Source organism: Paenibacillus sp. UNC496MF, assembly GCF_900113915.1.
GTDB lineage: Bacteria > Bacillota > Bacilli > Paenibacillales > Paenibacillaceae > Paenibacillus_Z > Paenibacillus_Z artemisiicola.
The window spans coordinates 632835-645037 of the sequence record NZ_FORE01000004.1 but is presented as its reverse complement, the minus strand read 5'-3'; the positions used below and the strand labels follow the sequence as shown (position 1 = coordinate 645037).

Genomic DNA, 12203 nt, shown 5'->3' with positions numbered 1-12203 from the left:
CCCTAACCGTCCGGTTTGTGCTATAATGCAGAAGGTCTGTCTACAACTCATCGGATAAACGGAGGTCCCATGTCGCACGCAAACCCTACCTTGCAGCCAAGCGCGTCAAACCGCAAAACGTGGCTGCTCGTCCTTCTATTCCTCGTCCTTACCGCGGCCGGCCTCGCCTACGTCAAATGGTGGCCGTATTACGGCAAAGCCTTGACGGCGGCCGACAAGCATTCCATCGGCGGCTCGATCTTGAAAGGCGCCGGCGCCGACCATGCGCTGTCGGTCTGGCAATCGTCGCTGGATTACGCGCAGGCGTACTTCAAGGCCATCTGGAAAGCGGCCGTGCTCGGCATGATCGTCGGCTCGATGGTCCAAGTGCTGCTTCCCGCGAATTGGCTCCTCAAGGTGCTCGGTCGCGCGTCGATGCGCAGCACGCTGATCGGCGGCGTGTCCTCGCTGCCCGGCATGATGTGCACGTGCTGCGCCGCTCCGATCGCCGCCGGCCTGCGCAAGCAGCAGGTATCGGCCGGCGCCAGCCTGGCGTTCTGGCTGGGCAATCCGCTGCTTAACCCCGCGACGCTGATCTTCATGACGTTCGTGCTGTCGTGGAAATTCACCTTGCTTCGGGTGGCGTTCGGCCTGCTGATCACCTTCGGCGTCAGCTACGCCGCCAACCGGTTCGAAGCGCCGCGCGCCATGGCCGCGCGCCTCTCGGAGCGGCTGCCGGCCGCCGAAGCCGCGCCTCGGCAAGGCTCCTTGTGGGTCGCTTGGTTCAAAAGCTTATTCAAAATGGCAATTACGCTCGTGCCCGTGTACATCGTCGCCGTGCTCGCGCTCGGCGTGCTGCAAAGCTTCGAACTTCCGAATTGGTTGCATGGAGGCTTGGGGGCAATCCTGTTCTTCGCCATTGCCGGCACGCTGTTCGTCATTCCGACCGCGGCGGAAATTCCGATCATCCAGTCGTTCCTGTCGCTCGGCGTGAGCGCGGGGCCGGCCGCCGTGCTGCTCGTCACGCTGCCGGCCGTGAGCCTGCCGTCCCTGCTGCTCGTTTCGAGGGCATTCCCGCGGAAGGTGCTTGCCTTCGTCACGCTTTCCGTCGTCGTGCTCGGCATCCTCTGCGGCTTCGTCGGCGAGCTGGTGCTGTAAACGATGCGAACGTCAAAAGGTCCGCTATCGGCGATTGCCGATAGCGGACCTTTTCGTTTATTTCCCGTCCGTTCAATGCTCGTCCGCGAGCGCCGGTTGCTCCCGCAGCTCGTCGAGGATCCGCTCCGTCTCGCGGTAGGCTTCTTCGACGCTGCCGGCCCGGACGACGTACCGCGGCGCTTCTTCGTATTGCTCCGCGGAATGCGCGTACCGCGGATCGTAATAATGGACGAGCAGCAGCTCGACCGCCTTCTCGTACGATTCCTTCTCCAGGCAGCCCTGGATTTCGTGCGCGATCGGCGTATGCAGCCGCGCCTTGATGCGCTTGAACGCCGTCAGGCACGCCTCCGGATTCTCCCAGGGCTTGTAATCCCCGACGATGTGCAGCACCCGTTCGCGCAGCGGCAGCTCGATCAGAATGCCGACGCCCGCTTCCTTCTTGCGCATCACCAGCTCGGGCAGGACGACCTTGCCGACCCGCCGGCTCTCCGCCTCGACCGCGAAGAACGGTTCGCCGCGGGTCGCCCGCAGTTCCTCCAGCAGCAGCGCGTCGAACATCTTCTGGTTGCTGGCATGGAGGCCGATCTCGCCGAAGATCGAGCCCCGATGGCCGGCCATCCCCTCCAGATCGAGCACGGGACGGCCCTCGGCCTTGAGCCGGCGCAAAATTTCCGTCTTGCCGCTGCCCGTATTGCCGTGCAGCACGACGGCGCGCGGCGCGAACTCCATCGTCTCCAGCTCGCCGACGACGTACTGCCGGTAAGCGCGGTAGCCGCCGTTCAAGCGGTACGCGTGAATGCCCATCAGCGACAGCACGGTCGCGGTCGTTTTGCTGCGCATGCCGCCCCGCCAGCAGAACACCGCTTTTTTGCCGGGAACGCCGGCGATTTCGCGAATGAACGCCGGCAGCTTCGCCGACACGATTTCGAGGCCGCGCTGCTTCGCCGCCTCCACGCTCACCTGCTTGTAGAGGGTGCCGATCTCGGCGCGCTCGTCGTCGTCGAACAGCGGGATGTTCAGGCTGCCCGGGATGGTGGCCGAGCGGAATTCCGACGGCGACCGGACGTCGATCGTCGTGATGCCTCCATCGTCCTTCAGCGCCCGCCAGTTCTCGAGTGTAATGTCTTGAAACATATCGGTTGCTCCTTGCGTTCGTCCGCGTTGCGGGATGTACGGCAGCCGGGCCGCCGCCGATTACGCTTCGACGCGAATATGTCCGCTGCCCGCCGACGTCACTTCGCCGATCAAGCCGGCTTCGACGCCCGCTTCCAAGAGATCCGCGAGCAGCGCGCCCGCGTCGCCTTCCGCGACGGAGATCAGCAGCCCGCCGGACGTCACCGCATCGCACAAAATCCATTGATCGATCTGGTCCATGCCGTCCGGGAACGTGACGCTGCCGGCGATATGCGCGAAATTGTTCTTCGTGCCGCCGGGCACGAAGCCGAGCTCGGCCAACTCCCGCGTCCGCGGCAGCACCGGCACGTCCCGCTTGCGGATCGTGATCGCGGCGCCGCTGCCCTTGGCCATCTCGAGGGCATGTCCGAGGAGGCCGAAGCCGGTCACGTCCGTGCAGGCATGCACGTCGTAGCGGTCCATGATCTCGGCGGCCCGCTTGTTCAGCGTTGCCATGACCTGCGTCACGCGCGCCGTTTCTTCGGCCGACAGCTGGTCCTTCTTGATGGACGTCGTCATAATGCCGACGCCGATCGGTTTCGTCAAGACGAGCCGGTCTCCGGCCTTCGCGCCCGCGTTCGTCCGGATGCGGTCCGGATGGATGACGCCGGTCACGGCCATGCCGAACTTCGGTTCCTTGTCGTCGATGGAATGGCCGCCGAGAATCGTCACGCCGGCCTCCTTCGCTTTATCCGCGGCGCCCCGCATGATTTCGGCCAGAATGCCCTTGTCCAACGTCGCGATCGGGAACGCCACGATGTTCAAGCCCGTCAGCGGCTTGCCGCCCATCGCGTAGATGTCGCTGATCGCGTTCGCCGCGGCGATCTGGCCGAACGCGTACGGGTCGTCCACGATCGGCGTGAAAAAGTCGACGGTCTGCACGATCGCCGTATCGGCGCTCAGCCGGTAAACGCCCGCGTCGTCGCTCGTATCGAGCCCGACGAGCAGGTCGGGATTCGGATCGGCCTTCGGCAGACGGCGAATGACCTGCTCCAGGTCCGCCGGTCCGATTTTGCAGCCGCAGCCGCCTTTGCTCGACAGCGAAGTGAGTTTGATGCCTGTTTCGGAATTCATGATCGTCACGTTCCTCTCCCGTCATTCCAATCTCCATGATCCTTTTATCGTACCTCAATTTATCCCGTCGATCAAATCGGCGCGGCCCGTCCGCAGACGCAAATCGGCCTTGCAAGCGGCCGCCGGTTCGTCATACAATACCAACTGTCACGCTGCGCACGCGCATCCTAATCCGTTGACCGGGAGACTGTTCGCGATGAATAAACCCGCTTTGCTGCAATTGCTGTTCGCCATGGCGATCTTCGGCTCGATCGGCTTCTTCTCGCGCCATGCCGGACTGCCGGCGCTCGAGCTCGTCTTCGCGCGCTGCCTGTGCGCGATCGCTTTCCTGTCCGCCGCGTGGGTGCTGTCCGGCAGCTTCGGGCGCGAGCGCTGGTCCGCGAAGGAAACGCTGCTGATCGCGGCGTGCGGCGTCACGAACGTGCTCAACTGGATCTTCCTGTTCAAGTCGTTCGAGCTGATCTCCGTCACGATCGCCATCTCGCTATACCACCTCGCGCCCGTGCTCGTGCTGCTGGCGGGAAGCTTCCTGTACCGGGACCGGCTGAAGACCGGCTCGGTCGTCGCGATCGCGGGCTGCTTCGCCGGCACGCTGCTGCTGATGGGCGCCGACGGCTTCCGCGCGTCGGCGCCCGATTGGCGGGGCATGCTGTACGCCGTCGCCGCCGCGTTCTTCTACGCCGCGACGATGCTCCTCGGCCGAAGCGTCCGCCGGACGAGCGTGTACGCGACGACGCTCCTCCAGATGATGATCGGCGCGCTGGCGCTGCTGCCCTTCGTCCGTTTCGCGTCCTATTCGGGGCTGGATCCGTCGCAGTGGCGGTTCGCCGTCCTGACCGGGGTCATCCATACGGGCTTCGTCTACCTGCTGTTCTTCCGCAGCATCCGGCATTTGCCGTCCGCGGCCGTGTCGCTGCTCGTCTTCGTGGACCCGGCCGTCGCCATCCTGCTCGACGTCGGCGTGACGGGTTTCCGCCCGGACCCGCTGCAGACCGCCGGCATCCTCCTGCTGTTCGGCAGCTTGATCGGCGCGCTCGCCCGGCCGCTGCTGCGAAAAGAACGGCGCGGCGGCGCCGGGGTTCCGTTGGAGGGCGACCGGCCGTAATCCGGCGAGCCTAGAACGGCGAATAAAGCCTCGTTGGAGGCTTTTTTTGTTTGTTCGCGGAGCCGGTATCGGCTCTTGGAGGAACCTGCATACGGTGTCATTTTCCAGGCACGCCGCACGCGCTGAATCCGAATGCTCAAGATGCATCCAATTTGTCTTTCGCGCGCAACATGTGTAATCCGTTCACGACTCATGTATAATACGGAGAAGAGAATCGGCTAAGGGGACGACGAATATGACCAACGGAAATCAAGATTATCCGGCGAGAACGAAGCTGCTGAAGAAATTGATCGACTCCTTCACGAAGGAGGGCTTTCAATCGCTCCGCATGGACGATATCGCGAAAAGCATGGACGTCAGCCGGGCCACGATGTACAAGCACTTCTCCTCCAAGCAGGAGGTCATCGAGGGCGTCGTGCGGATTTTCATCGATTATATCGAGAAGCTCGAGGAGCGGACCGAGGACGGCGACGAACGGTCGTTCGGCATCTGGTTTCAACAGCTGTTCGAGCAATCGATCGCGCTCGTCGGCAAAATATCCGACGTATTCCTGAAGGATTTGCAAGCCGCCTTTCCCGAGCTGTACGACGAGCTGAAGCACGTGCTGCACAAGCGCGAGGAGCAGACGCTGCGGTTCTACCGGGACGGCCAGGATAGAGGGATTTTCAACGCCATCAACGAGAAGTTCATTCTGCTTCAGGATAACGTGCTGCTTCGCGAGATTTTGAACGTGAAGTATCTGCTGTACAACCAGACGACCGTCCATGAAGTGCTGCGCGACTATTACCAGTTCAAAAAGATCCAGCTGTTCAAAGCCGGGAAGCTGGACCTGCTCGACGACGCCCTGATCGAACCCGTCATCGAACACTTCGCCGGGAAATTCAACCGGGCCTTGAATTGACGAGCGCCTTCGCGCCGGTCCTGCCGGTCGTTCATAGGGAAGCCGGAACAGCCGCGTCCGCGCGGCTTTTTTGCTGCGTCCGCGCTCGGCGGCGCAATTGGCGGGTGCCTCCGCGGTGCCGGCCGCGCAGTCATGCCGAGCCTCTTCCGCTCATAAAAATCAGTGTACCGGCCCACCTCGGTGCGCCGAATCCGCGTCGCCGCGCGAGCGAAGGAGAGGAAATCCATGAACGAACGAATGGCACTGCTGGAACGCCGGCTTATCGAGCAGGAGCACAAGGATCTGTTTTTGCAAACCGCGCATACGCTCAAAGCCATCAACGAACTGGCGGAGCATCATCGCCTGCTGGCCGCGATGCACGCGATCAACGGCTACAGGATCGTCGGCAGCGAGGAAGTGCTGTTCTACGAAACGCTCTCGCAGGTGAAGGAGCAAATCGTCCAAATTCTGGAGAAAACGGTCTGCGATCTCGAGCACAAAGGCGACAAGCATTACGAGAAGCATTTCAACGACGGCGTCGAATGAGGCACCCGGCGAGGGCCGCGGGCGGTCGGCGGCGAGGGCGGCGAGCTTTGCGGAACCGGCTCGGGGATGAGCGCATCCGTGTCCGCCAAATGCATCAAACCGGCTAATATCCTGCGAATAACGTCTCTCCGGTCCGCTAAACTTGCAGCTTGCCTCACGAAATCGGATCAATGCCGCAAAATCAAAACGCCAAGAAATCGATCCGATTCCTTGGCGTTTTGGCGTATGGGCGGACTTTCCCGGGAATCACGGAGACGATGACCTGCATATTAACGACCTTCGGCGCTCACCCGAGCATCGCCCGGGCCTGCCCGACGATCTCCGCGACGATGTCCGCCGCCCGCTGTCCGTCGGTCAGCATCCGCGTGCCCTGCCCGGCCCAAAGCGAGAGATACTCGGCGTTCCCCTGCTTCGCGGCGGCGCCCCGGATGTCGCGCGTCGCGGTGTTTTGCGTCGGGAACGGCAGCGGCTCCAGGCCGCCCGCTTCCCATTCCCGCACGAACGCGTTGCGGATGCCGCGCGCGGGGCGGCCGGAGAACGCCTTCGTAATCACGGTGCTCTCCTCCGTGCTGCCGAGCAGCGCCTTCCGGTAGGCGGCTTGCGCGCCGGATTCCGCGGCCGTCAGGAAGCGCGTTCCGAGCTGCGCGCCTTGGGCGCCGAGCGCCAGGGCGGCGACGAGCCCGCGCCCGTCCATGATCCCGCCCGCGGCAATGACGGGGATGCGCACGCGGTCCGCGATTTGCGGCACCAGCGCGAACGTGCCGACCGCCGCGCCCATCGGGTGCTCGTCCAGCTCGAACGTGCCGCGATGGCCGCCGGCTTCGGCGCCCTGCGTGACGACGGCGTCGCAGCCCGCCTGCTCGGCCAGCATCGCCTCGCGGACGGTCGTCGCCATCGCGACGATCCGCATGCCGGCCGCCTTCGCCCGCGCCGCCAGCCGCTCCGGCAGCAAGCCGAACGCCGTGCTGATCACGGGCACGCGCTCGTCCAGCACGACTTGGACTTGCTCCTCGAACCGGTCCGGCGTTCTCACCGGCGCCGCGGCCGCGCGATCGATGCCGAGCCGGTCGCGAATGACGTCCAACCGCCCCTGTACCGCCTCGACGCCGTCGTTCCGGTCCGTCAACGAGACGGTAAACAAATTGACGCCGAACGGCGCGCTCGTCTTCGCGCGAATCGCGCGAATCGCTTCCCGGATCGCTTCCGGCTCCATGTACGCCGCGCCCAGGAAGCCGAGCCCGCCCGCCTCCGAAACGGCCGCGGCCAGCTCGGCGGTTCCCGGTCCGCCGGCCATCCCCGCCAAAAACAACGGATACCGAATGCCGAACAGCCGGCAGACGTCCGTATCCAATCGAAGATTCATGATCGTTCTCCTCCTTGTGCGCCCGAAGGCTCCCCGCATGACCCGCTCTCTTTCTCGCGCGTCTCCTTCCGCAGCGGGCGACCCGTTTCCCTAAAGGATTCGAGACAGGACCGGCAGATGCACGCCTTCCCCCGCGCTTGCGGCGGGACGAACGCGAATATCCCTTCCGGGAACGTTTCGCCCGCGCACCAGCAAGCCCGGCTGCCCGCGCACGCATTGATGCCGCCGCAAATCGGACAGACCGCTTCGTTAGGCGCCCCGCCGATCGGCTCGTTAATCGCCTCTTTCATCCGGCCGCGCCCCTCTCCCGAGCATCGCGCTTCCGACCGGAAGCGCCGTACCGCCATTATCGCCCGATTGCCGGCCTCATTTCAAGCGCGCGGGTATTCCGATCCCGGATAGCCGCCATACGGAAAACAGAATAGGCTCGCTTATCCGCGCGTCGGCGGACACGCCAAAAAGAGTCCCGCCGACGGGACTCTCCCGTGCCGGAACTCCGATACGTCTGATCGCTGACCGCGCTGCCGCCTCCTGCCTTTCGCGCGGTACCGGCCAGCGATAGCGCGACCTGCGGTCGCTTGGGAATCAACGGTGCGCGGCCCATCCGTTAAACTTGAACCGGTTGCGTCCTTGACCGCCGCATCGCCGAACCGTCAATTCGCCTCGTCCTGCGCTTCCCCGTACGCGCCAAGCGCCGCTTTGACCGCCGCGCCCGGCCGGACGGCGGCGCCGTGCAGCGGCAGCACCGCTTCGAGCGCGGCCAGCGTCAGCAGCACGTTCGGCTTGCGGCAGCTGTAGCCCATCGAGCCGATCCGCCAAATGCGTCCCTTGAGCGGGCCGAAGGAGCTCGCGATCTCGATGCCGAAATCGGCGAGCAGCTGCGCGCGGACCGCTTCGCCGTCCACGCCTGCGGGGACGCGCACGCACGTGACGACGGGCAGCTTGCACGCGTCGTCCCCGTAACGCTCGAGCCCCATCGCCGCAAGGCCCGCTACGAGCGCCCGCTCGTGAAGCCGGTGCCGGGCGAAACGCGCCTCCAGCCCTTCCTCCAGCGCGAGCCGCAATCCCTCGCGAAGCCCGTACAGCATCGCCGTCGCCTCGGTATGATGGTTTAGCCGCCGCGGGCTCCAGTAATCCTGCAGCTGCGCGAGGTCCAAGTAATTGCTGCGTATGAACGCCGCCGGATCGGCGACCTCGCCGCCTTCCGGACGAATGCCCTTCTCGATCCGCTTTCGGCGCAGCAGACGCGCTTCGACGCGGTCGTTGTACGTAATCGGCGCCATGCCGGCCGGCACGGACAAGCATTTCTGCGTGCCGCCGACGACGGCGTCGAGCTTCCACGCGTCCGTCTCGACGGGCACGCCGCCGATCGTCGCGACCGCGTCGACGACGAGCAGGACGTCCCGCTCGCGGCAGGCGTGCCCGATCGCCGCGAGCGGCTGCAGCCGCCCGGTCGACGTCTCGCCGTGGACGATCGCCACCAGGCTCGGCCGGTGCCGGTCCATCGCCGCGATGACGTCGTCCGGCGCGAAGACGCCGCCCCACGACGTCTCGATCGTGACGACCTCGGCGCCGCAGCGCTCGGCGATTTCGGCGAGCAGGTAGCCGAACCGGCCGAAAATCGGCACCAGCACGCGTTCGCCCGGCTCGATCAGGCCGGTGAGCACCGCTTCGAGCCCGGAACGGGACGTGCCGTCCACGGGATACGCCCATCGGTTGTCCGTCCGGAACAGCTCGCGCAGCATCTCCATCGTCTCGTTCATGATCGCGGTGAACTCCGGATCGAACTGGCCCAGCATCGGATACGAAAGCGCCCGCGACACGCGCGGATCGACCTCGACCGGCCCCGGCGTCATGATGATCCGGGGCGACGGGGACAAATCCTTGTAACGTTTCATGCCGATTCCTCCCCGTAGGCCAGCGCATGCAGCAGCTCGGCCAGCACGTCCGCGCCGCGCTCGACGTCCTCCGGCGCCGTGTACTCCAGCGGCGAATGGCTGATGCCGCCCCGGCTTGGGACGAAGATCATCGCCGTCGGCACGAGCGGCGCGAACAAGCCCGCGTCATGGCCGGCACCGCTGCCGATCGTCCGGTGCGAATAGGCCTTGGCCGCGCAAATACGCGCGATGCGCGCTTGAAGCGCCGCGTCCATTGGCGAAGGCGGCTCCGCGAGCCAGCACGACAGCGATACCGAAACGCCGTGCCGGTCGGCGGCCGCGCCGAGCGCGAGGCGCGCGCGTTCGCAGAACGCTTCGATGGCCGCCTCGTCGCGATGCCGGACGTCGAGCGAGAAGACGGCTTTGCCGGGAATGACGTTCGGCACGTTCGGATAGACGTCCAGCCGGCCGACCGTGGCGACGAGCCCGCCGCCGGCTTCAAGCGCGGCCGTCCGCAGCCACGCGATCATCTCCGCCGCCGCGGCGAGCGCGTCGGCGCGGATCGCCATCGGCGCCGTGCCGGCATGGCCGCTGCGCCCCTCGACGTCGACGAAGAACCGGCGCTGCCCGAAGATCGCGTCGACGATCCCGATCTCGCGGCCTTCCCGCTCCAGCACCTCGCCTTGCTCGATATGAAGCTCCGCGAAGAAGCCGATATCCGTTCGCCGGCTCCGGCTGTGCAGCCCGGGCTCGAAGCCGGCGGCCGCCATCGCCGCCCGAAGCGTCGTCCCGTTCCCGTCCCGGGCATCCAAAGCGCCGTCGAACGGCCGGTTCCCGGTCACGTTGCCGGAGCCCCAATACGCGAGCGGGAAGCGGCTGCCCTCTTCCTCGCAGAAGGAGACGACCTCCAGCGTCCGGCGCGGCTGGCCGCGTTCCGCCTTCAAGCGGGCAAGCGCCGCGATGCCGGCGGCGATGCCGAGCGCGCCGTCGTAGCCGCCGCCGCTTCGCACGGTGTCGACGTGCGAGCCCGTCAGCACGGCGGGCGCCGTCGGGTCCGTGCCGGCCAGCCGGCCGAAGACGTTGCCGACCGCGTCGACCGCTACCTCGAGCCCGGCTTCCCGCATTAGATGGGCGGCGGCGATCTGCGCTTCCCGCCAGGCGGCATCGTACAGCAGCCGCGTCACGCCGCCGGCGGGATCCGCGCCGATGGCGGACAGCCGCTCCAGCAGCCGCGACGCCGTCAGCTTCGCGTTACGTCCAGTCTCCTCCATCCCTCGCTCCTCCTCCTATTTAACCGATTCGCGACTTCTCGCCGCGAGGGCGCAGCCGGCGTCCGCTCGTCTGCCGCTCCGTATCCAGCCCGCCTCGATCGGCGCGCCGGTCGTACACGACGGCCCCCCGAAGCAGCGTGGACTCGACGCGGCAGCCGAACCCGAAGCCTTCGTACGCGCTGCGCGGATGACGGTACTTCAGCTGATCGGCCGTCAGCACGTACGGCGCCTGCAAGTCGACAAGGGCGAGGTCCGCGTCGAGACCGACCGCGATCGCGCCTTTGCTCGCCGCGAGCCCGAACCGTTCCGCCGGCGCCGCGGACAGCGCGCGGGACAGCACCGGCAGCGGAATGCCGCGCTTCAGCCAGCCTTCCGTCACGATCGCCTCCAGCGTGCTCTGCGCTCCCATGATGCCGCCCCAGGCGGCGAAAACGTTCCCGTCCGCCGTCTCCTTCATCGCCGGCGGACAAGGCGAGTGGTCGGACGCGACGAAGTCGATCTTCCCGTCCGCCAACAGCTCCCACAGCGCTTCGCGCTCCCGGCTTCCGCGGATCGGCGGCGCGCACTTCGCGTGAACGCCGATCCGCGCGGCGTCGTCGTCCGCGAAGACGAGATAGTGCGGGCACGTCTCCGCCGTCACGTCGAGTCCCGCCCGCTTCGCTTCGCCGATGAGCCCGATCGCTTCCGGCGTGCTGATATGAACGAAATGCAAGCTGCAGCCCGTGCGCGACGCCATCTCGAGCGCCAGCTTCACCGCTTCCAGCTCCGCCTCCGGCGGCCGGGACGCCAGGAAGTCCCGCATGCTCGTCTCGCCCGCCGCCTGCTTGCCGGCGGCGAGCCGCGAGACGATCGGCTCGCTCTCCGCGTGCAGCGCCAAAATGCCGTTCAGCGCCGCAATCGCCCGCATGCCGGCGAACAATTCGCCGTCGTCGACGTTCGCGAAGCAGCCGTCGCCGGTGTCGCCCGGCGACGACATGAACGCCTTGAACCCGACGACGCCGGCTTCGGCGAGCGCCGCGAGGTCGCCGAGGTTGCCCGGCACGAGGCCGCCCCAGAGCGCATAATCCACGCGGACGCCGCTTTGCCGCGCCGCGGCGAGCTTCAGCTCCAGCGCCGCCTTGTTGACCGTCGGCGGCAGGCCGTTCAGCGGCATGTCGATGAACGTCGTGCAGCCGCCCGCGGCGAGCGCGGCCGAGCCGGTCGCGAAGCCTTCCCATTCGCCCAGTCCCGGCTCGTTCAGGTGGACGTGGGCGTCGACGACGCCGGCGAAGACGTGCCTGCCCGCGGCGGACAGCGTCCGAACGGCGCCATCCGAGGGCAACCCCGCCGCGATCGCCGCGATTTTGCCGTCCTTGACGGCGATATCGAGCGCCGCCGTCCGGTCGCGCAAGACGACCGTGCCGCCCTTCACCAACAGATCCCACCGTGTATCGGTCATCTCGCCTGCCTCCTCGTCCGTATCTTGGCAGCCGGGCAGCCCCGGCCAAGCTTCCAGCGCCATTTTCCATGTCAGATTAGATGACATCAATCTCTTGCAATTATCATAGCCGGATTGCTTCGTAATGTCACTCGTCACCGCAACCAAATTTTCGCGCCGTTCGTTGGTCCCCGTTACGAAAATCGCAGCCGCGCTCTACCCTTTCCAGCTCCGAACCGTCCTTCCGAATAGTTCCATCCCCGTTGCGTTCCCCCGGCTCGCATCGCACGCCGAATAGCCCCGTCCCGACAAGGGATGGAGCTACCGCGCCAACTGCCCCGACTGCGTCTATCGCTCCCT

General features: G+C 66.1%; 11 protein-coding genes. 4 read left to right on the top strand and 7 right to left on the bottom strand.

Going from position 1 to position 12203, the window contains the following annotated elements:
- Nucleotides 1-69: 69 nt before the first annotated feature.
- Nucleotides 70-1137: a permease gene (locus BMZ79_RS02885; RefSeq protein ID WP_090636358.1), complete on the top strand. Its 1068-nt coding sequence runs from the start codon at nt 70-72 to the stop codon at nt 1135-1137.
- Nucleotides 1138-1209: 72 nt separating this feature from the next.
- Here BMZ79_RS02885 and mnmH read toward each other — a convergent pair whose 3' ends face one another.
- Nucleotides 1210-2271 (bottom strand): tRNA 2-selenouridine(34) synthase MnmH, encoded by a 1062-nt coding sequence (mnmH, locus tag BMZ79_RS02880; RefSeq protein ID WP_090636356.1) that lies wholly within the window; start codon nt 2269-2271, stop codon nt 1210-1212.
- 60 nt (nt 2272-2331) lie between these two features.
- Complete coding sequence (selD, locus tag BMZ79_RS02875) at nt 2332-3384, bottom strand: selenide, water dikinase SelD (RefSeq protein ID WP_090636354.1); 1053 nt, start codon at nt 3382-3384, stop codon at nt 2332-2334.
- 196 nt (nt 3385-3580) lie between these two features.
- Between selD and BMZ79_RS02870 the strand changes: the two genes are divergently transcribed.
- From BMZ79_RS02870 to BMZ79_RS02860, 3 genes are all read left to right on the top strand, one after another.
- On the top strand, nt 3581-4489 hold the full coding sequence (locus BMZ79_RS02870; RefSeq protein WP_090636352.1) for a DMT family transporter: 909 nt from the start codon (nt 3581-3583) through the stop codon (nt 4487-4489).
- A gap of 235 nt (nt 4490-4724) precedes the next feature.
- A complete protein-coding gene (locus BMZ79_RS02865; RefSeq protein ID WP_090636350.1) occupies nt 4725-5390 on the top strand; it encodes a TetR/AcrR family transcriptional regulator in 666 nt (221 codons plus the stop codon).
- A gap of 225 nt (nt 5391-5615) precedes the next feature.
- Nucleotides 5616-5915 (top strand): hypothetical protein, encoded by a 300-nt coding sequence (locus BMZ79_RS02860; RefSeq protein WP_090636348.1) that lies wholly within the window; start codon nt 5616-5618, stop codon nt 5913-5915.
- Nucleotides 5916-6201: 286 nt separating this feature from the next.
- Here the strand turns inward: BMZ79_RS02860 and BMZ79_RS02855 are convergent, their stop codons facing one another.
- The 5 genes from BMZ79_RS02855 to allB form a co-directional block, all read right to left on the bottom strand.
- Entirely contained in the window at nt 6202-7278 is a 1077-nt protein-coding gene (locus BMZ79_RS02855) for an NAD(P)H-dependent flavin oxidoreductase (protein WP_090636346.1), read from the bottom strand.
- The gene (locus BMZ79_RS35540; protein WP_177221976.1) at nt 7275-7568 is read right to left on the bottom strand and encodes a cysteine-rich CWC family protein; all 294 of its coding nucleotides are present in this window, start codon (nt 7566-7568) and stop codon (nt 7275-7277) included. The genes BMZ79_RS02855 and BMZ79_RS35540 overlap by 4 nt, the downstream gene beginning before the upstream one ends.
- Before the next feature lie 363 nt (nt 7569-7931).
- On the bottom strand, nt 7932-9176 hold the full coding sequence (locus BMZ79_RS02845; protein WP_090636343.1) for a pyridoxal-phosphate-dependent aminotransferase family protein: 1245 nt from the start codon (nt 9174-9176) through the stop codon (nt 7932-7934).
- A complete protein-coding gene (locus BMZ79_RS02840) occupies nt 9173-10426 on the bottom strand; it encodes a Zn-dependent hydrolase (RefSeq protein WP_090636342.1) in 1254 nt (417 codons plus the stop codon). Before BMZ79_RS02840 ends, BMZ79_RS02845 begins: the two co-directional genes overlap by 4 nt.
- A 19-nt stretch (nt 10427-10445) precedes the next feature.
- Nucleotides 10446-11864, bottom strand: a complete 1419-nt coding sequence (gene allB / locus BMZ79_RS02835; RefSeq protein WP_090637106.1) for an allantoinase AllB — start codon at nt 11862-11864, stop codon at nt 10446-10448.
- Nucleotides 11865-12203 lie beyond the last annotated feature (339 nt).